Origin of the sequence: Sphingobacterium multivorum (assembly GCF_900457465.1) — a bacterium.
GTDB classification, from domain to species: domain Bacteria; phylum Bacteroidota; class Bacteroidia; order Sphingobacteriales; family Sphingobacteriaceae; genus Sphingobacterium; species Sphingobacterium multivorum.
Genome location: NZ_UAUU01000011.1, coordinates 614,793 through 634,679, shown reverse-complemented (window position 1 = coordinate 634,679; position 19,887 = coordinate 614,793). Strand labels below are relative to the sequence as shown.

19 protein-coding genes and 2 pseudogenes are annotated in these 19,887 nt (G+C 39.9%); 12 read left to right on the top strand and 9 right to left on the bottom strand.

The genetic code is table 11. The features are described from left to right. Positions 1-11 precede the first annotated feature (11 nt). Genes DTA23_RS19800 through DTA23_RS30560 form a run of 3 tightly spaced genes read left to right on the top strand, consistent with a single transcriptional unit; the run spans position 12 to position 1,244 of the window. A complete protein-coding gene (locus DTA23_RS19800; protein WP_112375785.1) occupies positions 12-410 on the top strand; it encodes a transposase in 399 nt (132 codons plus the stop codon). After that, positions 407-1,072 carry a DDE-type integrase/transposase/recombinase gene (locus DTA23_RS30565; protein ID WP_370445124.1) on the top strand — a complete coding sequence of 222 codons (666 nt, stop codon included), beginning with the start codon at positions 407-409 and terminating at the stop codon, positions 1,070-1,072. Before DTA23_RS19800 ends, DTA23_RS30565 begins: the two co-directional genes overlap by 4 nt. Further along, entirely contained in the window at positions 1,014-1,244 is a 231-nt protein-coding gene (locus tag DTA23_RS30560; RefSeq protein WP_370445123.1) for an integrase core domain-containing protein, read from the top strand. The genes DTA23_RS30565 and DTA23_RS30560 overlap by 59 nt, the downstream gene beginning before the upstream one ends. Before the next feature lie 238 nt (positions 1,245-1,482). On the opposite strand, the gene DTA23_RS19790 is transcribed toward DTA23_RS30560, so the two are convergent. Next, on the bottom strand, positions 1,483-2,400 hold the full coding sequence (locus DTA23_RS19790; RefSeq protein WP_112375783.1) for a transposase: 918 nt from the start codon (positions 2,398-2,400) through the stop codon (positions 1,483-1,485). 34 nt (positions 2,401-2,434) lie between these two features. After that, a complete protein-coding gene (locus DTA23_RS31115) occupies positions 2,435-3,103 on the bottom strand; it encodes a transposase family protein (RefSeq protein ID WP_112375782.1) in 669 nt (222 codons plus the stop codon). Positions 3,104-3,172: 69 nt separating this feature from the next. Here DTA23_RS31115 and DTA23_RS19780 point away from each other — a divergent pair, with 69 nt between their 5' ends. Further along, a complete protein-coding gene (locus tag DTA23_RS19780) occupies positions 3,173-3,640 on the top strand; it encodes a helix-turn-helix domain-containing protein (RefSeq protein ID WP_070569990.1) in 468 nt (155 codons plus the stop codon). Between the two features lie 128 nt (positions 3,641-3,768). Here DTA23_RS19780 and istB read toward each other — a convergent pair whose 3' ends face one another. Continuing rightward, complete coding sequence (istB, locus tag DTA23_RS19775) at positions 3,769-4,986, bottom strand: IS21-like element helper ATPase IstB (protein ID WP_112375781.1); 1,218 nt, start codon at positions 4,984-4,986, stop codon at positions 3,769-3,771. A gap of 190 nt (positions 4,987-5,176) precedes the next feature. On the opposite strand from istB, the gene DTA23_RS31110 reads away from it, so the two are divergent. The 3 genes and pseudogenes from DTA23_RS31110 to DTA23_RS29510 form a co-directional block, all read left to right on the top strand. Next, complete coding sequence (locus DTA23_RS31110; RefSeq protein ID WP_502263828.1) at positions 5,177-5,449, top strand: DUF8370 family protein; 273 nt, start codon at positions 5,177-5,179, stop codon at positions 5,447-5,449. A gap of 110 nt (positions 5,450-5,559) precedes the next feature. Then, positions 5,560-5,727, top strand: a pseudogene (locus DTA23_RS31105) (DUF8370 family protein); the annotation flags it as partial. Between the two features lie 183 nt (positions 5,728-5,910). Beyond that, positions 5,911-6,030 (top strand): annotated as a pseudogene (locus tag DTA23_RS29510) (helix-turn-helix domain-containing protein); the annotation flags it as partial. Positions 6,031-6,076: 46 nt separating this feature from the next. On the opposite strand, the gene DTA23_RS19765 reads toward DTA23_RS29510, so the two are convergent. Together DTA23_RS19765 and DTA23_RS19760 are read right to left on the bottom strand one after the other, a co-directional pair. Then, positions 6,077-7,138, bottom strand: a complete 1,062-nt coding sequence (locus DTA23_RS19765) for an ATP-binding protein (protein ID WP_112375779.1) — start codon at positions 7,136-7,138, stop codon at positions 6,077-6,079. Positions 7,139-7,349: 211 nt separating this feature from the next. After that, a complete protein-coding gene (locus tag DTA23_RS19760) occupies positions 7,350-10,658 on the bottom strand; it encodes a TonB-dependent receptor (protein WP_112375778.1) in 3,309 nt (1,102 codons plus the stop codon). A gap of 465 nt (positions 10,659-11,123) precedes the next feature. Between DTA23_RS19760 and DTA23_RS19755 the strand changes: the two genes are divergently transcribed. After that, entirely contained in the window at positions 11,124-11,600 is a 477-nt protein-coding gene (locus tag DTA23_RS19755) for a hypothetical protein (protein WP_070563649.1), read from the top strand. A gap of 74 nt (positions 11,601-11,674) precedes the next feature. Here DTA23_RS19755 and DTA23_RS19750 read toward each other — a convergent pair whose 3' ends face one another. The 4 genes from DTA23_RS19750 to DTA23_RS19735 all read right to left on the bottom strand — a co-directional run bounded on the left by DTA23_RS19750 (position 11,675) and on the right by DTA23_RS19735 (position 14,672). Next, positions 11,675-12,487 (bottom strand): M48 family metallopeptidase, encoded by an 813-nt coding sequence (locus tag DTA23_RS19750; RefSeq protein WP_112375777.1) that lies wholly within the window; start codon positions 12,485-12,487, stop codon positions 11,675-11,677. Positions 12,488-12,612: 125 nt separating this feature from the next. Continuing rightward, positions 12,613-13,263, bottom strand: coding sequence for a glycerol-3-phosphate 1-O-acyltransferase PlsY (plsY, locus tag DTA23_RS19745; protein ID WP_075993893.1), 651 nt, complete (start codon positions 13,261-13,263; stop codon positions 12,613-12,615). 15 nt (positions 13,264-13,278) lie between these two features. Continuing rightward, a complete protein-coding gene (gene nadC / locus DTA23_RS19740) occupies positions 13,279-14,136 on the bottom strand; it encodes a carboxylating nicotinate-nucleotide diphosphorylase (RefSeq protein WP_112375776.1) in 858 nt (285 codons plus the stop codon). Positions 14,137-14,213: 77 nt separating this feature from the next. Beyond that, positions 14,214-14,672 carry a DUF4783 domain-containing protein gene (locus DTA23_RS19735; protein WP_172462467.1) on the bottom strand — a complete coding sequence of 153 codons (459 nt, stop codon included), beginning with the start codon at positions 14,670-14,672 and terminating at the stop codon, positions 14,214-14,216. Between the two features lie 173 nt (positions 14,673-14,845). Between DTA23_RS19735 and gpmI the strand changes: the two genes are divergently transcribed. The 4 genes from gpmI to DTA23_RS19720 all read left to right on the top strand — a co-directional run bounded on the left by gpmI (position 14,846) and on the right by DTA23_RS19720 (position 19,887). Further along, positions 14,846-16,378 (top strand): 2,3-bisphosphoglycerate-independent phosphoglycerate mutase, encoded by a 1,533-nt coding sequence (gene gpmI / locus DTA23_RS19730; protein WP_112375774.1) that lies wholly within the window; start codon positions 14,846-14,848, stop codon positions 16,376-16,378. Continuing rightward, a complete protein-coding gene (locus tag DTA23_RS19725; protein WP_112375773.1) occupies positions 16,359-16,946 on the top strand; it encodes a hypothetical protein in 588 nt (195 codons plus the stop codon). The genes gpmI and DTA23_RS19725 overlap by 20 nt, the downstream gene beginning before the upstream one ends. 227 nt (positions 16,947-17,173) lie before the next feature. Further along, positions 17,174-17,473 carry a hypothetical protein gene (locus DTA23_RS26960; protein WP_146753134.1) on the top strand — a complete coding sequence of 100 codons (300 nt, stop codon included), beginning with the start codon at positions 17,174-17,176 and terminating at the stop codon, positions 17,471-17,473. Positions 17,474-17,634: 161 nt separating this feature from the next. Then, entirely contained in the window at positions 17,635-19,887 is a 2,253-nt protein-coding gene (locus tag DTA23_RS19720; RefSeq protein ID WP_370445122.1) for a TonB-dependent receptor, read from the top strand.

The window sequence follows — 19,887 nt, the reverse complement described above, 5'->3', positions numbered from 1 at the left end:
TTGTAAAGGACATGGGAAAAGTTCCAAAAAATGGTGTTAAACAGCCATTCAAAAAGAGGGGTACATCGTATTCAGAAGAAGTAAAGCGCAAGATCGTTGGTGAGATAAAATCAGGTTTTCACAGTCATCGTACAGCGGCTAAAATTTATGGTATAAGTAGAAATACAATTAATAGTTGGGTTATTCAGGATTCTTTGCTTCCTTTGATAAGACCGATTCAAAAGCCGATGAAGGAACCAAATGAAACCTCAAAAGTAAAGGCGCTCTCTAAACAGGTGATAGATCTACAGAAAGCTTTGGAAAAAGCCAACCTAAAGATTGAAGGACTGCAGACCATGATCCAGGTTAGTGAAGAGGAACTCAAGATCAAGATCAGAAAAAAGCTTGGTGCCAAACGGTCAAAAGAATGAGGCAGAGCCATCCCCACATAAGTCTGGGAGATCTCTGTGCACTGTTTGGCGTCACTAGACAGGCTTATTACGACGCTATCCGCTATGCGGAAAAAACAACGATAGCAAAAATGGTCGTCCTGACTCTGGTAAAGGAAATTCGGATACAGATGCCATTGTTATGGACAAGGAAGCTGCTTCACGTTCTCGAACCACGGCTGATCGAACACGGTATAAAAATGGGGCGCGATCAGCTGTTCAATTTACTTCGGTTCCATGGCCTGTTGATCAGGCGGCGCAAGCGCATAGTCCGCACCACAGATTCCAACCATATCTTTAAGAGATACCCTAACCTGATAAAAGAACTTATCATCACGGGACCTGAACAGCTCTGGGTAAGCGACATTACTTACATCAGGACGGTACAGGGCTTCAGTTATCTCAGCCTCATCACCGACGCGTACTCCCGAAAGATTGTTGGATATGCATTACATCCCACTCTTGAGGCGACGGGCTGTTTAAGGGCATGGAGATGGCGATATCTAACTGGAAGCATGTGTCTCCCTTCTACTCATCCATCATTCGGACCGTGGGATCCAGTACTGCTGCAACGAGTATACCGAAATGCTTCAACGTTATGGAGTCGCTATAAGCATGACCCAAAACGGCAGTCCCTACGATAACGCTCTGGCCGAACGGGTAAACGGGATCCTGAAAAACGAATTCTATCCCAACGGGTTTACCAGAATCATAAAGATGCTTCTAAGAATATTGACAAGATCATCAGGATATATAACAGTCAACGTCCGCATGCAGCTTGGATTTCCGAACGCCGGAAGGAGCGCATTTTCATAACGGCGAAATCAAAAAGCGATGGAAGCGTTATCCAAGAAGTTAACGTCTACTGAAAAAGTAATTTGAAAAGATATTTTAGATGAAGAAGGAGTTTGTATACTTGTAAAGGATTTTCAGGATTACCAATAACACCTGTAAGATCTTTCTAGGACTAATGGTTAAATCTGTAAAGTTTTTTTAGGACGAGACATTAGCCTATCTATTTCGGTGATACTGGTTCTTCGTCAATTTTGGTGAATTATGCTGATTTTGCAAGTATCATTTTCCTCAATAGCTGAAATCCTGCCCTTCCGTACATTTTTCTTTTTATATTTTTTATTCGATTCACTTGTCCCTCAACCTGGCCGTTACTTACTGTTCTTACTACTGCATTATTCACTGCTTCATAGTCCCTTAAAAGGTTTTTAGCGAAATTTTTAAGCCCGCACTCTGATGTTGATGCCTCCTGAATCCATTTTTGTAACATTCCTTCTTTCTTGATAAGAAACAATTGTTTAAAGTCCTTTATCAACTGCTCCAGTTGTTTTATTTGAGGAAGCTTTTCAAATAATAATTCTAAAAATTCTTTATCATCTTCCTTAAGGTGTTTTGACTCCCTATAGAGCATTAAGGATAATTTGGTTGGCGACCAAGTTTTTGCTACCACCACCTGCGCCTTATATTTCATTCTACTAAGCCCCGGCATATTATAAACTTCATTCATCTTGTGGCAAAACTGGGTATACTTACCATTGAATCCCATCTGAACAATAGTGTTATGTAGTTCTCTATATGTTTTTCCGTGGTTCTCTTCGCTCAAAAGATAATTAATGAAGGATTCCAGGTTGGTGGAGTTTCTGGACTGTCTTTTCTCAAGTTTTTCCACGGATACATACCTTGCGACTGTTTTTCGATCCAGGTTTGTAATTCTGGCAATTTGTCTCAGCGTAATACCATTGGCATATAGCTCTTTAACCTTGTCGAATAGATATTGTTTATGTGCACCAATGTTTGCTGTAGAAATCGTTGCTAGAACTTCTAAATTTGCTTCAACAGGCCCGGTAACTTCCGTTAATGTAGGTTCTTTTCTTTTGGGATCATTATAAAGCTTAAATATTTCCTTCAATTCTTTTGCTTTTGATTGTAAGACTTTTTTAGCTGCTTCCCCTAAGTTCATAATTAGGTGAAAGCGGTCGGCTACCTGAATGGCATCAGGGCCCTGTTTTTATACCCAAAGCATATGGGCCATAGCGATCTCTGGATACTACTTTTATTTCTGGATGATTCTTCAGCCACTCTGCCAGCGTATCCGATTCACGATCCGGAAGTAAATCTATCACTTCTTTCCGTTCTAAATCCACAATAACGGTTCCGTAGGTACTTCCTTTTTTGAATGCCCAATCATCTACGCCAATTACCCCAGATGTCAAAGCCTTAGGTTGTATATCTACTCCCTGAATCACTCTTAACATAGTGGAGGAGCTAACCGGCAGTCCAACATAGCGACTAATTGCTGAACCTCTATTTCCTCCCAATTCAAGCCCCATTTTAAAAAGAAGTTCATTTGAACGAATCATTCTTCTATAATATGGCCTGATTTCACAATCGAAGCGTTCAGTAAAAACCTTTCGATGACAGACTGAATTATCACAAAAATACTTCCTAGCCCTGAGCTTGATTTTTACTAAATATCCGGAAACAGGAAGGTCTAAAAGAGTTCGGAAATATCTACTATGAACCCTATCACTCGTAATGCCACAAATAGGGCATGTTGAGTGTTTTTGATAAGCGTACGTACTAATATAAAGCTCTCCTAGAGAGGTGTACGTTGTTTCAGCTTTTAACTGTAAATTGGGAGGAAGTACAAATTCTGGAATCATAACTAAAAGTATAATATTAAATTACACATAATAATTTATATATTTGTTGTTTAGAAAAAATAAATTACAGTGGGAAAATCAGTCTTACAAATTCAGCGATCAGACGCAACAGAGATAAAGAAATTATTAAATACAAATGATGCTTATACCGTTGGTATAAGGCTATACATGGTATATCTTGTTGCATTAGGCTATTCGAGCAGACGGTTGTCTGAACTACATAATATCAGCTTCAAGCAGATAACAAATTGGGTTCATAGATTTGAAAAAGAAGGTATTGAAGGATTAAAAGATAAGAAAGGGCGCGGTAGACGGAGCAATTTATCAAACGAACAACTCGAAAGAATCAAAAACTTGGTCATAAACGAAAAACCCTCGGATCATGGATATCAATCAGTAAAGTGGACAGGCCCTCTTTTGGCTCAATGGATTGATAAAGAATATGGCTTAGCATATCAAAAGGCACAAGTCTATAACTTGCTCGAAAAGGTTGGAATTGTGTTTGAAAAGAAAAAAGGTTTAGTTTATAAAGTGTAATTATTTAACGTACTTTCACCAAAATTGACGAAGAACCGTGATACTGGGCCAGTGATTTCGGTGATATTGGGCCAATTATTTCGCTAGTCATTGGGCCACTTTCCGATTACAATAATATACAATTACGATTATGATTCCAATTTCTTTTTTCTTCTGTAAGATTCGCCTTCCAGCAGCACTCTATGTGAAGAGAAAGTGACCCGATCTAGGATAGCATCAGCGATCGTGCTTTCGCCAATGAGCCCATGGCATTTTTCTACAGGTATCTGTGTAGCCATGATCAGTGAAGCGCTGTTGTAGCGATCTTCTATAATATCCAATAAAGCTGTTCTTGCCTGCTGATCTATCGGGGTGAGACCAAAGTCATCTAGTATGAGCAATTCTGCTCTTTCAATTCTTTTGAGCAACTTGTGATAGGTACCGTCCAATCGCGCTATTTTCACCATATCAAAGAACCTCCCTGTGTTCAGGTAAAGTGTTTTGAAAAGCATCTGACAGGCTTTAACACCTATACACTGAGCGAGGAAGCTTTTTCCTGACCCAGCAGGCCCCGTCAGAATAACATTCTCCCGACGATTTATAAAGCCCAGTGAAAGCAATCTTTCGAACATATTGCGATCCAATCCTCTGGAAGGTGTGTAATCAATGTCTGTAGCTGCTGCCTTTTCCTTGAAACCGGCTTTTTGAATAAGATTATCAATGTTCTTATTCTGCCTGGCTTCCCATTCAGCATCAATTATCGTCGCTATAAAGTCATCCACGCTCATCTCACGATAAAGGTTTTCATTCACGCTGGATCTATAGAGCTCAGCCATTGTCGTCATTCGCATTTTGCGCATCTTTTCGATTGTTGTGTTTTCGTTCATATTACTTTTATGTGTTTTGGTATTATTTATAGATTGATGCATCCCGCAAGTTTTCGTGCATAGGGATGCTGAAGATCGCCTGAGGTTCTTCATGTAGTGTGTCCAATGCCTGTAATGTGTTGTAAACTGCGTATAACGGTAGCCATTCGGATACTCCAGCAGGTAATTTTGCCAGATAGTATGCAGGGTGGCACCTGGACGTTTCAGCTCTTTCTGAATGTTACTGAACTGCGAAGATAAGGCTTCATAACGTTCTTTTTCAGTTTGGTCTTCTTCGGTAAAAAGATCGTGAAGCTTAGCGTCTTCCATCGACAAAAGCTCACGGTACTCCACTTCTAGTCCATTAAAACGTCGCATGTAACTGTCTACCGTTTTACGGTTGATGTTCATCATTTCGGCAACCTTACGGTTGCTGAGTCCTTTTTCCTTAAGAAGGATAAGTGTTCTAAGTTCCATTTTATCTTTCCGTTGTCCTGCCATACTGCTGTGATAAGTTTATACAGCAGCAACTTAGGCAGTTTAAAAGGAAAGTGGCCCAATGACCTCCGTTTTCAACAGAGAAATGGCCCGACGACCTCCGAAATTAAGGAGATTTTTTTGGCCCAGTGACTTCCGAAATAATTGGGTATTATAGCCGAATTGAATGGCCCGTTGACCTCCGTTATAGACAATTAGCCAACATTTTAAACGCGGTAAAAGTCAATTAGAGCTCGATTTAATTGATATTGATACAACCAAGGACACCCCATTATTTTTAGATCCTTTTTTCATTAGCATCCGAAATGATAAATGGTCATTGGAAGCTGACAGGACAATCAAGAGTTTTTTCCAAAGAGCACTGGATTTAATTAACAATAATGATATCGATCAAGCAAGAAATCTTTTTGATCATCTAGAAGAACCTAATTCACCATGCCTTGGTGTTTCTAGAGGCAAACCGTGAGGTAGAGGTGTTGGAAGGGTGTTTTCTGATGAAATTTTTGAGAATATCTTAAAAAGTACTGCTAGTTCCACAGGCTTAATTGAAGATCTTCAAGACAACATCTTGTTTATCGAGGGTTTGGAAAAGATATGCTGTCAGACATGACGACAAATATTATCAGAAAAAGCCTGATAGAATATACTCAACATCAATGTGAATTACACAGCATCCCACTAACTGATAATGTTGCTAGTGGTTTTTATTGGAGTTCGTCTTCAATGCAATGTGGATATACTTGAACAAGCTGACCCCTCAAAATTGAATTAGAATTAGGGATGCATGTTGCGTTTAAAGCTGTTATTCCACTGCCACACTGGCTGATGTTGACCCCCTAATTCATTTTTTAGTTCATTGCGCTGGAGCATGCTGACCCCTTAGCAAGTAGTTTTTGTTACTTAGTGATCAAACAATTCGGATCACTGATGGCTGGAAAACCAAAACGAATGAGTCAGATAAAGCAATTAATCAGATTGTACCAGAGCGGTAGCGGGATAAAAACAATCGCCCGCATCCTTGGAATGAGCAAGAATACGGTGAAGTCCTATCTCAAAAAGATGGCCGACGGCGGTTTCAATACGGAAGAACTTCTTAAACAGGAGGATCCCCTGTTGGAAAAGTCGTTCCATGCAGGGAATCCTGCTTACAAGGCAGACAAGTTTGAGTACCTAAAAAGTCGTCTTGACTATTATGAAAAAGAACTTTCACTGTAATCTCTAATTTATCGGCTAACTCGGCTGTTGTAATGCGCTTATCTTCTCTAATGAGTTCAATAATTTTATCTCTTGTAGACTTGGTTTCTACCCTAGTAGTTTCATTTTCTACCCTAGGATTTGCTTTTTCTACCCTAGTATTTTCAATTTCCACCCTAGTATCTTCGGAAACACTCCCGTGTTTCGAATGGATTGGTCTTTTTAAAACAAGGGTAAACATGCCTTCTGTTTTAAACAAGGGGTTTGGTAAACCAGCCTTTTCCATCGCCTCACGAATTCTTGAAATACCTGAGCCAATCTGCTCGACCATTTGGATACGTTCGAACAGCCCAAAAATAAGTGGATTTCGACTATGGCTTTTAAAACCGAACTCCGCTGGATCAATGGCGCCAACCAATCCGCCGGGGTTAGACACTTCTACACGATCATCAAAAAGTTCAATGGTTATTCTTGCACCCTTATCATAATAATCCCGATGTGCCAAAGCATTGATAAGGGCTTCTTTAAACGCAATTTCCGGAATTTCCCATAATTCTTGTCTTGGTCCCGAACCCTCAATTACATAGCGCACATCCAGTTTGCTGTTTAACCAGTGCATCGCCTGTTCATACTGTTGCATTAACGGACCACCATACACTTTGTCATCTATAATCTGTGTTTTGGTCATGCCCTTAAAAGCTACACAACGAATAACCGCTTTTTCAAAAAAAGCTTCCGGAGCTTTAGCAAAAAACAAAACGCTACCATTTTTAAAGACACCTTTCGTATCGGTAAGCTTTAAATTCGCAATGATTTGCTTGGCTCTAACCGCACCAGATAATTTCGAAGCCGCTCTAAACTCTTCAAAATAGACGGTATCCAAATCGTTCGCAATATCAAAGTCCGGACACAAGCCTTCGTCAAAGTAAATGCGATCGCTTTGCTGAAATAATGCCCGCATGCCTTCCACAGAAGTTATTTTCTGCGTATTAGGACCTTGTCTTACATAGATAGCACCCGATAATAATTACGTAAACAGAGGGATTATCGTTTACTAGTGGATAGTGTTGAAAAAAAATCTACTTCATTATCAACTGTTTTATAACAAAAACACCCCAAAAGCTTTTATCAAGCTTTTGGGGTGTCGTAAATCAATTTACTATATAGTATTCCTAGTTAAATTTAAATTTAACACCAAACTGCATATAATAAGTTGAAGAGATCGATTCGTTCGGTCGATTCAACTCTTTTATGACATCGCCATTTGCATAGCCCAAGTTAAATGTTGGAACTGTAGTGCCATTTGCTGCTACTTTATCAATATTTTTTGGAGTCAATAAAATATTGTTATTAATTTTATAAGTACCCCAAGAAGAATTAAACAAGTTACCAATATTCATCACATCCCAAAAGAATTCTAACGAATTATTTCCGCCGCCAATTCCTCTAAATACTTCTTGTGACAAATGGAAGTCAAACTGGTGTCTCCATGGTGCAACAGCGCCATTACGTTCAACATACTTTCCTTTGTGCTCGCTAAGGTACTTATCGCCATCCACTAAGCTCCAAAATATGTCGGATTGCTCCTGCGCAGTGTAGGCTTTCTTACCATAGTTACTGTTACCAGCCGCTATATCAATAAATTTCAATTCTGAAGCATCTTTCGGGATGTAGATTAAGTCATTATTTTGACCATCACGATTAAAATCAGAACCATAATAGTAAGAGAATCTACCCATTGAGCTTCCACTATAGAATAATGTCATCGAAGTGTTCAATTTACCAATCCAATTGTTGGTGTAAGTCACAGATCCCATTAAACGATGAGGAACAATATTGGTAGTATATCCCAGTTCGGGATTATTGGAGTTACCGTTTGCTTGAAGAGGAATAGACCATAGGTTTTGAATCTGATCACCAGCGCCGTCACCGTAATTTTTAGCTCCACTATAAGTGTATGCAACCATTCCGGAAAATCCTTTATCGAAGCCTTTTTGCAATTGAGCAGTTACCGAATAATAATGTCCACCTTTCGCATTGGTCATGTACGTTGGAATAAATTGCCCCGTAGATCCTTTTACCGGTTGTCCTTTTGAGTCAATTGTATATAGGTATTTATCCGCATTTGCATTCGGGAAAATAAATCTAGTATCTCCATATCCAGCGATATTCATTGCCGTCGGATCAACCAAGTTTACATTTTTTGCAACTACAGCATTAATATCTTTATTATAGATAGCCTCTACTGTACCCACTACTCCCCAAGGTAGTTTGTAATCAACTGCGACACTTGATTTCCAGGTTGAAGGAAATTTAAGGTTAACATCCATCGCTGACATGTTACCAGGCAATGAAGTACCAGCAGCATCAGGTTTAGCTGGGTAATTCGCTTTAATATCTGGGCTAAATGATGGCATATTTGCATCGCCAGCAGCATAAGTCTTTGTATATTGAAGCATACCAGAATCTCCTGATTGAGCAACGATCCAAACAAAAGGAATTCGACCAGTAAATACTCCTGTACCTCCACGAACAATAAATGAACGATCACCATTAACATCATAATTAAATCCAAAACGCGGAGATACCATTACTCTTGTTTTAGGCATCGCACCTGTATTTAGATGAAGTCCGTTAGCAAATTCTAAGCTCTGCAACAGTGGGTGAGTTTTCATTTCTGAAACATCAGGATACGTTGGAAGTTCTAAACGCACTCCCCCCGTTAATTTCAGTTTTTCATTTACGGTAAACTGATCTTGCAGATAAAGTGACCATTGGTTAAACTTGAAGCTTGGCATAGCCTGAGAACCATCTGCGGTCAACGGATAAGTCAATGCATAGTTTACAGCAGGTTTACCACCTATAAAGTCTTGCCAAGAGTTATACATATAATACCCGGCTCCAAAACGTTGGAATCCATTTACTGTACGCGATGTCTCAAACTGAAGACCTCCAGTAAAGTAATGATCGTTCAAGGTATAGTTAGCGTCATAATTTGCAGTCCAAGTTTTGACCGAGCGAAGATTTCCGTACGTAAACGGATCTGTTCCAAAAGAGGTAAGTATATTACCACCAGTACCAGCAATACCATCACGTATATCTACTAAAGGAAATACACTTCCCGAGACACTTCTAGGCTCATCTTGGTTCACATAAGAGAGACGAGCAGAATGATTCAAATTACCAACCTTTCCGTTATATTCGGCTGTCGCAGAATATAAATTTGTTTCTTGGAAATAATTCGAGTTTTGAAAACTTAAAGCATTATTTCCAGTTCTACTCATTGGATACACTTTTGTATCAATATTAGAACCACTAAACGATGAGCTCAAATTAGAAGGAGATTTCCCTTTAACTTGGTTGTATCTAAAATTAATTTTGTGATTATCAGCAATGTTCCAATCGATACGAGCAAAGATCTTATCATTATTACTTTTCGAAGAATATCCTTGGTAAGCACCAGGATCATAACCATAAGTATTTTTCAAATAATTGCTCACTTCATCCATAAAAGCAACTGTAGGTCTTGCAAAATAACTTGTAGTTCCATAGTCAGATTCTTTTACAGAAGCAACTTTGGTCGGCCCTGGTTCAGTTTGCTTCAATTGTTCAACATTCACAAAGAAGAATAACTTGTTTTTAATAATTGGACCACCTAAACTTACACCATACTGTTTTACACTTAGATCATTAGGTGTAAACACCACATCATTTACACGAGTTCCTTGTTGTTTATCAGAACGACCACTATAAAAAGCTGAGCCAAAGAAATCGTTACGACCAGAACGTGTTACAGCATTAATAGACGCTCCTGTAAAACCTGATTGGCGAACATCAAAAGGAGTTACATTCACTGAGATCTGCTCTATCGCGTCAATAGAAATTGGAGATCCATTTGCTGGAATATTTTGGCCAATACCAAATTGGTTATTGAAATTCGCTCCGTCAACAGTGAAATTATTGGCACGGTAATTTCCCCCACCAATAGCAGTACCGTTAGATTGGGGAGTTAAACGGGTTAAATCATTTACACTTCTAGTAATTGTAGGCAAATTTTCGATCTGACGACGCCCAACAATGGTAGATGCTCCATTTCGCTCTCCTTTTAAAACTCCAGCTCTTGTAACAACTACTTCTTCAAGATTAGTCGCTGAATCGCCGAAAACAGGATTTACTACGAATGGTTCACCTAATTGCAAATAAACATCTTCATACACGATAGGTTGTTGTCCTACATAGGTTACTTCAATTCTGTAAGGTCCACCAACACGCATATTGGCAAGGTTAAACCTGCCTGCAGCATTAGCCGAGCTTGAATAAACTGTTCCTGATGGGACATGCGTAGCTTTAATTGTTGCTCCCGATGTGAACTGTCCGTTTGACTCTTTTACAATACCTGTAACGCTACTTGTCGTAACCTGAGCTTGTACAGCACCATAACTAGCCATAACAAGAGCGAAAAAGAGTAAAGATCTTTTCATATAATGTGATTTGTTAAAAAATGTTAAGCAAAATTACTAAGAGATTTCAAATTACAAAGGACTTAATATAAACTTAACACACTAAACCACACCCATTTCATGAAATCCACACCAAAAATCAGACATCAACCTATAATTTATCACGACAAAAAACGTTGTAAGATGTTTTAAACCAGCATTTACATTCTAATTATCGGATCAAAAATAGTTTTCCACATCAATTCTGGATTTTTTTTTTGTAACAACATTCTTCCAATCGGAATTTAACTTTTTGAAAATTTTTAACTAATTTCCTGTCAATCGAGACTTTTATTAAACAACTCAGTTTCTTGTCGAATTTGAGCCACTGTAACTTATTCTGACCAAAAAAATCTAAACGATTCTATAGGCCTGATGGTTTATATAAAAAATGTTTCAAAAGCCAAGAACTTTTCAGAAATTCGCACACCTAATAATTTATGCTTCATGGAAGACGGTATTCAAAATTCTTCTTTTCAAGAACCTGCAGACATTAAATTGTCTCCGGCAGGACTCTCCTTCTTGGCTTCAGCGGCCAAATGGGCCAATTTTTTGGCCATTGTCTGTTTTATTTTCATCGGCATTTCTGCCATAACCATGGTCAGCCTAATCTTCGGAGCCAGTGCATTATCACTCGGGGCCGACGAATATGTCACAGCAGGGGCCTTATCCACATTCGGTGTACTTTATCTTTTATTTCTTGCTTTTTTCTGCCTTCCCATCTATTTCCTTTATAATTTCGGATCCAAAGCGAAAAAAGCTATTGAAAACCGCGACACCATTCAGCTGGAGCTCTGCTTGGATGCGTTAAAAAAACATTACAAATTTATTGGCATCATGGTCATCATTACCATAGCCTTTAATTTTATGGGATTGGTTATCGGTGTAGTGCTCGGCGTTAGCGATGCGCTAGCCGGGGTGTAACTTGATCAAAATATAATGCAAAAAAAAGAGGGATCTGCTCACGCAAATTCCTCTTTTCGTATCCTATCAATCGTTTATTTTTTATAATATTTCATTGCGTTTGGAATCAATTTCTGAATATCCGCAATCCGTCGCTCATCACTCGGGTGGGTACTCAAAAACTCAGGCTGCCCTTTTTGACTACCCGATGCCATACGCTTCCAGAAATCTACAGCTTCATTGGGATTGTAACCCGCCAAAGCCATAATAATCAAACCCGCTGCATCCGCATCCGATTCGTCGCTTCTCGAAAATTTCAGTTGCGCCAAGTTGCCTCCTAATCCATAAAGATTGTTAAAAACACCAAGCGTACTGTTTCCAGATACGCCTGCAGCTGAACCTAAAATTTGTCCACCCAGCTGTAAAGCGATCTGATTCGAAGCCTGAGCCACAGAGTGTTCTTCAATAGCGTGTGCTATCTCGTGTCCCATTACTGTTGCCAATCCCGCTTCTGTACGTGTTACTGGTAATATTCCGGTATATACCGCAACTTTACCCCCAGGCATACACCATGCATTCACGTCATCACTCTTCACCAGATTAAACTCCCAATTGAAGTTAAATTGATTTGCGCGACCTGTACTCTGCAAATACTGATTTACCGCCGTTGCAAGCTTGTTACCAACACGTTTTACCATCGCCGCATCTGCAGTTCCGGTTACTACTTTCGCGCTATTTTTCGATAAAAAATCTTTATAAGCCAATGCAGCTTGTTGGTTCACTTGATCAGCACTGACCAATTTCAAATATTTTTTCCCGGTAACAGCAGAAGTTGCACAACCCGACAACCCCGATGCCAGTGTTACACATGCTAATACCATAGCTGAATACTTAAACATTCCGTTCATAGTTTAAATTTTATTTCAAGGGCCATATGGAGTTTCGAAGCGAAAGATAATCGCTTTTCAGCGCATCCAACATGGATATTTTACAATAATTTATTAATCCATCGTAGCGAATGCAATTATTGTGCCTATTCTTTTTCCTTCGGCTTTTTCTTAAAGAGGTAAATCTTGGATTCATGCCCCTTTAACAAACGCTCTATATTCTTTTGGTGGGTAATTAACAACAGAATACAGATGGCTATTCCGTAAAGCAGCACAGAAGGTATCGTTGTTTTAAAAATAAAGGCCAAACTAAAAGGAAATGCAAAACCTGCAGAAATGGAACCGAGCGAAACATAATGAGTTGTCAGCAGGATGATGATAAACACTGAAACACAGACCAAAGCGGCAGGTGTATGTATAGCGAGGATCATACCACACAGGGTTGCCACCCCTTTTCCACCTCTAAACCCTGCAAATACAGGAAACAAATGTCCTAATACCGCAATAACGCCAAGTGCCAACTGAAAGTTGACAAATTGGACATCGCTGGTATTTTGCCCCAGTTCTATTAAATAAGCCAGGTTTGTTGCTGTCCAGCCTTTAAATATATCTACAAACATCACGATCGATCCCGCTTTAGGGCCCAAGACGCGAAAGGTGTTAGTCGCCCCAGCATTACCGCTACCGTACTCACGAACATCTACCCCATAAAATGCCTGTCCCAACCAAACTGCTGTAGGTATGGAACCAAACAAATAAGCTAGTAATACTGCAGTTACTAAATAAATCGATATCATTAATTAAATCAGTTCTTATATTAATTTGGCCTTCAGACTAAGATCCAGGCTCCTTACACTGTGTGTCAAAGCACCTACTGAAATATAATCTACCCCAGCCTCCGCATACGATCGGATCGTGTCGAAAGTTATTCCCCCAGAGGCCTCTGTCTTGAATCGATGGTCAATTAGCTGAACAGCTTTGGCTACATCCTGCGGCGAAAAATTATCTAACATGATTCGGTCCACTTCGCCAAAGTTAAGAACTTCATCAAGCTCCGCAAAATTTCGGACTTCAATTTCTATTTCTATTGGTTTATTTAGGTTCTTTCTGTAATCATTTGCGCGCTTTAGAGCCGGTACAATACCGCCACTATAGTCCACATGATTGTCCTTAATTAAAATCATATCAAAAAGACCAAAACGATGATTGGTCCCACCTCCTATGCGGACGGCTTCTTTCTCCAATACACGCAATAAGGGTGTGGTTTTCCGGGTATCCAAAACTTTCGTACCTGTACCTTTGAGAAGGTCTACGTATTTTCGGGTAGTTGTCGCAATGCCACTCATACGCTGCATGACATTCAGCACCAAACGCTCTGCCAGCAAAATACTTTGGATATTTCCCCTCACATAAAAAGCAATATCACCTACTTTAACCTGACTTCCATCGTGGATAAACACCTCGCAGGTCAACGTATCGTCAATATAGGCAATAATCGCCTGCGCCACTTCGACCCCTGCTAAAATACCGTTATCCTTAACAATCAATTTGGCTTCACCTTGTGCGCCAGTTTCAATCGTAGAAAGTGAGGTATGATCTCCATCGCCCAAATCCTCCGCGACAGCCTGTTTTACAAAATGGGCCAGATAGTCCTTGATTTCCTTCTCCATAAATACTATTTATTGGGCTAAGATGTGGAATAATTTTTTAATCGAAAAATAGATTTATAAAAAAAGCATCGCTAGCTTTAATTTTTGCCGATTCTTAGCTCTTCAATCGAATGGTTATTATTTCCTACGCCGATCTTAATAAAGACACGATAGTTTGTTTGTTCTGTAGCTAATGTAAATGTAAAATATTGATAGCCATTGTTCGCATTGCTGGCTTGCGTCAATTTAACAGTCTTGGGTTTATGCTGATTAAAAAATGCCGCCAACATGATTTCTGACTGATACTTTGTGTATACGCCATTCTCCCCCAAAATAGATAAGGTTAAGTTTGAGCCGAAATACTTGGCCATATTTTTTGCATTACCTTCTTTCAAATACGATTTCAGTTCCTCTGAAATACTTCCTAAAGAATCATCATCACCTGGCAAAGCTACCTTTACCACTGTATTTACTTCTCTTAAATAATGCCCGAAGGCCGCAGTGTGTACAAAAAGACTAGTAATAAGTATAAATACGCAATAGCTTAAAAATTTCATATAGCTCAACATATTATAGAACAGCTTCTATCATCCATATCAATCATTAGGTAGCTCCGTTTTTTAACCGAACATAAACTATGCCACAAACCTATAAAATTATTAGGGATTAACAAGGGAACTTTTTAAGATGCGTTGATAGATTCTAAAATTAAGATTATCTTTGTTATACGATGAATAAGAAAAAAGTTGCACTCATGATCCTAGACGGACTAGGATATGGAAAACATGATAAATCAAATGCAGTTGAAGCTGCAAACACCCCATTTTTAGATCATTTATTAGAAGCTTATCCAAACTCGAGCTTAGAGGCTTCTGGTGAAGCTGTTGGACTGCCTGCAGGACAGATGGGTAACTCGGAGGTTGGTCACATGAATCTTGGCGCCGGAAGAATCGTCTATCAAGAATTGGGTCGTATTCACAAAGCTGTCAACGATGGCGTATTCAATACGGATCCTATTATTCAAGACGCATTTAAATATGCATTGGAAAATAACAAAAAGGTACATTTAATCGGATTACTTTCCGATGGTGGTGTACACGCACATACAAAGCACTTAAAAGGCTTATGTGATGCTGCAAAACATGCTGGCTTGACAAGTGACCAGGTATTTGTACATGCATTTTTAGATGGCCGTGATACAGATCCAAACTCTGGTATTGGCTATGTCAGGGATCTACAAGACTATTTAAAAACGACAACGGGCACTTTTGCCTCTGCAATCGGTCGATATTATGCCATGGACCGCGACAACAGATGGGAACGTGTGAAATTAGCATACGATCTTTTAGTAAAAGCGGAAGGTGAAAAATCCAATGACCTTGTTGCATCGATCCAAAAATCATACGACGAAGGTGTAACCGATGAGTTTGTGAAACCAATCGCATTGGTTGACGCCAACGGTACTCCGGTAGCAACAATCCAAGAAGGTGATGTGGTCTTCTGTTATAACTTCAGAACAGATCGTGGCCGCGAGATTACCATCGCTTTAACACAAAAGGCTTTTCCAGAATATGATCTACAACCCTTGGATCTATATTATGTGACTATGACATCTTACGATGAAACATTCCAAAATGTCAGGGTGGTCTTCCAAAAAGATAACTTGACCAATACCCTGGGTGAAGTGTTGGAAGCAAATCATAAAACGCAAACGCGCATCGCCGAAACAGAGAAATATCCGCACGTGACATTTTTCTTTTCAGGAGGTCGTGAACAGCAATTTGAAGGTGAAAACCGCCTGTTGGTTCCATCTCCAAAAGTAGCGACCTACGATCTTCAACCGGAGATGTCTGCTCAAGGAATTACTGAAGCTATCGTCAACGATATGGAAACACTTCAACCTGATTTTATCTGCCTGAATTTTGCGAATCCTGACATGGTAGGTCACACGGGTGTTTTTGAGGCTGTTATAAAAGCAGTGGAAACTGTTGATCAATGTACAAAAACGGTTGTTGAGACAGGCCTTAAAAATGGTTACTCCTTTATTATTTTGGCCGACCACGGTAACTCCGAGTTTATGGTCAATGAAGATGGATCGCCAAATACGGCACATACAACCAATTTGGTTCCATGTATCTTGATTGACGATCAGTATAAGAAAATAGCAGATGGTAAATTAGGTGATATTGCCCCAACCGTCTTACAGCTTTTAGGCGTCAATATCCCCGTTGAAATGACAGGAAATGTATTGGTATCAGAATAATAATTTACTTATAAATAGTGGCAGAGCACTTTCCCTTGTTATGGGCAGTGCGCTGCTTTTTTGGAGCTGTGGATCTCCATCCGCGACAAAAGGTCCTCAAAAATCTTCAGACATATTTTCTGTTGATTCATTCTTTACTGCCGAGGTCAATCGCCTGCAGCAACTCAACCCCTCGGTTCTAAAATCTGTCAACAAAGATGGAGAAAAAGAACAAAAGGAACTGAAAATTAGCAACTGGAAAAATGAACTTTCCGCCTTTCAAGCTGCCGACATCAGCAAAAACTTCGATCCATCACTGTATGAAGTTAAAGCTGTAGACTGTGTAACAGAATTTACAGCTAAAAAGAAAGAACTACAAATACAAAAGTTACGCATCGAGTTTGATAACAACGAAAAGGTAAAACACATCCATATCGATAAAAAGATAACAAATACCTTATACGATAGTCAAGAAAAATTAGACTATTATACGGACTCGCTTTATCGCATTGTCAAATTTCAAGATGTCCAAGGCTTGGATGCCAATCAATATGAAATTAAAGGCAAGTTTATTCCTTCCAAAAAATAAACAACCTTATCGATCATATGCAAAGTGTCTATCTAATCTTTGGATAGACACTTTTTTTTTGTTCCGACGGGTATCCCCTATCACATCTTTTCGATAATCGGTTCAAAATAATAAATGCAACACAATTGCTTTGTATTATATTTTCCTTACCTTTGATCTGATTAACAAAATAACTCAAGAGAAAACGTGGGTTTAAACGTAGTGGTTTTAGCGTGAAAGGTATCTCATTGAACAAATTCGCAGCATTAATGCTCTTATTGACCTTCTTAATTGGTCAGTTCATTGTGTATACCCATGCGCATACGCAAACTACACTCAGTATCGTAGACAGTCCTGCAAAAAAACACCACACGGATCATCCCAAGTGCTCCATTTGTGATCAAAACTCACACCCACAAATTCTTTTCCATTTTACGCTGCATGAATTAATACTTCCGACCCAGCAGATTGAATATGGACTGTTTATCACCGGAGATCAAGTTATTCGATCACTGCTTTCTGGCAATCGTGGTCCCCCCATCGCTTAATTTTTACATAAGTCCAATAATGTCATTCATATACTCTTCTCATTATTGCGACAAACGACTTCATACAAGTTTTTAGAACTCGACAGTCTCAAGAATTCATACGATGAGTTATTGAGCTGCTGTCTTGCTTGATGTTATATACGTAAAAATTATTCGTACAGATGAAACTTAAAATTATAGGCTGCATTTTTATGCTTGCCACTTATTTCTCCATATTTCCAGCTCTCGCCGCAACAATCAGCGGTAAAGTAACGGATGCAAAAACTAATCTTCCCATTGCTGGTGCAACAATATCACTGCAACAGCTTCGTTCGAGCACCGCATCAGACCAACAAGGTCATTATAGCTTTAAATCACTTCCTTCAAGTGGACGCTACTTGGTTGAGGTCCGTTTCTTGGGTTATCAGTCCGTTGTCAAGACCGTCGATCTAACTTCGGAAAATCTTTCCCTCGATTTCGCCCTAACCGAAAGTATTATTGAAACCAATGAAGTCGTCGTTACGGGTACATTGGTCACCTCACAGAGCCGTCGCAACAGTACCTCGGTTGCTGTAATCTCCAAAGATGAATTGCAGGGAAATGCTACGAATCTTATTGATGCTCTTGCCCGACAAGTTCCCGGACTAAGCCAGATCACAACGGGACAAGGCATTTCAAAACCTGTTATACGGGGACTCGGTTATAATCGTGTCGTCACGGTGAGCGATGGTGTCAAACAGATGGGACAGCAATGGGGCGACGAACATGGCATTGAAATCGACCAAAATCAACCGGATCGTGTGGAGGTCCTGCGTGGTGCAGCCTCTTTGATGTACGGATCTGATGCTATTGGCGGTGTAATCAATGTGCTTGAACCAAATGTTCCTACAGCTGGGCAATTTAAAGGTGAAGTATTGAGCAGCTACTCCACCAACAACGGACTAACCAATAGTTCGGTTATGCTTACCGGTAATGAAAATGGCTTCGTATGGCGTGGGCGTGGTTCTTATCAAAACGCCTATTCTTATAACACGCCCGCAGGCCGCTATGGCAATAGTGGTTTTAATACCAGTAATTTCAGCGGTATGCTCGGGCTAAACAAGCAATGGGGCTACTCTCATCTGAATTTTTCATACCTGAAAAATAATATCGGCTTTTACGACGCCGAACCTGGTGACCCACTTTACATAAACTCAAAAAGCCGGACCTTAGATTTCCCCAAGCAGGACATCCGCCATTACAAACTGGCCCTCAACAATAACTTTATCATCGGTTCCGGTAGTTTAAAACTTGATCTGGGCTATCAAAAAAATCAACGTCGGGAGCTTGAAGAAGCAACACCTTCCTTATTCTTTGACCTGAATACGTATTCACTTGACGCAAAATATTCTTTAAGTGAAAAAAATGGCTGGCAACATGTATTTGGCATTAGTGCTAGCCAGGAACACAGTTTAAATAAAGGCGTTGAATTCTTAATTCCGGCCTATGATCAGTTGGAATTGGGCGCTTTTGGCTATGCAAAGAAAACCTGGGGCGAAAATACCTTTAACGTTGGATTACGCTATGACTACGTCAAAAACAAAGGCAAGCAGCTCTTTATTGAAGATGAAGAGCAGTTCGCTGGTTTTAAAAATAGTTTCAGCAATGTGAGTGGAGCGCTTGGATATACCCATATTTTCAGCGAAGACCTCAATTTCAAAGCGAATGCCGGTTCGGCTTTTAGAGCGCCTAATCCAGCAGAATTAGGTTCCAACGGGGTACACGAAGGAACGTACCGCTATGAAGTTGGTAATGAAAACCTGAAACCTGAACGAAGTTACCAAGCGGATGCAACCCTCGAGTTTGGGCATAGCATCGTTACAGGAAGTGTCGGAATCTACGAAAACTATATCCACAATTTTATCTATGCCTCAACAACAAAAGGCGACACGAAAACCGTTGTGGGTGAAGATGGCGATTCGCATACCTACGACGTATATCGCTATGGCCAGGTAAACGCCAATCTTTACGGTGTCGAAGGAAGCCTGAATTTTCACCTGTTAAATTGGATACACCTGGATAATACATTTAGCTATACCCATGCACAGAACAATACCTTTAACAGACCCTTGGCATTGATTCCAGCTGGCGTTGTACACAATACACTGCGTCTTGAGCCCAAGATTAGCGGATTGAATGCTTTCTACGTTTCTGTGGGGCTGGACAATTATTTCAAACAGAACCGCATTGATGAAACCTTCGAAACGCCAGCAAAACTCGTATACTTTATTAAACGCAGGAATCGGTACGACATTACATCTCGGATCGCAGCAACTGAAAGTATTTGCAGCAGCTTCAAACTTGACCAACAAACGTTATTACGATGCGTTGAGCCGATTGCGCCCAGGACGTCTTTCACAGGAAGACACGAGCTTTGGTGTCTACAATATGGGTAG

Coding starts and splice junctions, on each gene's coding strand:
- DTA23_RS19800 (WP_112375785.1), top strand. CDS start 12: ATGGGAAAAGTTCCAAAAAATGGTGTTAAACAGCCATTCAAAAAGAGG.
- DTA23_RS30565 (WP_370445124.1), top strand. CDS start 407: ATGAGGCAGAGCCATCCCCACATAAGTCTGGGAGATCTCTGTGCACTG.
- DTA23_RS30560 (WP_370445123.1), top strand. CDS start 1,014: ATGCTTCAACGTTATGGAGTCGCTATAAGCATGACCCAAAACGGCAGT.
- DTA23_RS19790 (WP_112375783.1), bottom strand. CDS start 2,400: ATGAACTTAGGGGAAGCAGCTAAAAAAGTCTTACAATCAAAAGCAAAA.
- DTA23_RS31115 (WP_112375782.1), bottom strand. CDS start 3,103: ATGATTCCAGAATTTGTACTTCCTCCCAATTTACAGTTAAAAGCTGAA.
- istB (WP_112375781.1), bottom strand. CDS start 4,986: ATGGCAGGACAACGGAAAGATAAAATGGAACTTAGAACACTTATCCTT.
- DTA23_RS19765 (WP_112375779.1), bottom strand. CDS start 7,138: ATGCGGGCATTATTTCAGCAAAGCGATCGCATTTACTTTGACGAAGGC.
- DTA23_RS19760 (WP_112375778.1), bottom strand. CDS start 10,658: ATGAAAAGATCTTTACTCTTTTTCGCTCTTGTTATGGCTAGTTATGGT.
- DTA23_RS19755 (WP_070563649.1), top strand. CDS start 11,124: ATGGAAGACGGTATTCAAAATTCTTCTTTTCAAGAACCTGCAGACATT.
- DTA23_RS19750 (WP_112375777.1), bottom strand. CDS start 12,487: ATGAACGGAATGTTTAAGTATTCAGCTATGGTATTAGCATGTGTAACA.
- plsY (WP_075993893.1), bottom strand. CDS start 13,263: ATGATATCGATTTATTTAGTAACTGCAGTATTACTAGCTTATTTGTTT.
- nadC (WP_112375776.1), bottom strand. CDS start 14,136: ATGGAGAAGGAAATCAAGGACTATCTGGCCCATTTTGTAAAACAGGCT.
- DTA23_RS19735 (WP_172462467.1), bottom strand. CDS start 14,672: ATGAAATTTTTAAGCTATTGCGTATTTATACTTATTACTAGTCTTTTT.
- gpmI (WP_112375774.1), top strand. CDS start 14,846: ATGAATAAGAAAAAAGTTGCACTCATGATCCTAGACGGACTAGGATAT.
- DTA23_RS19725 (WP_112375773.1), top strand. CDS start 16,359: ATGTATTGGTATCAGAATAATAATTTACTTATAAATAGTGGCAGAGCA.
- DTA23_RS19720 (WP_370445122.1), top strand. CDS start 17,635: ATGAAACTTAAAATTATAGGCTGCATTTTTATGCTTGCCACTTATTTC.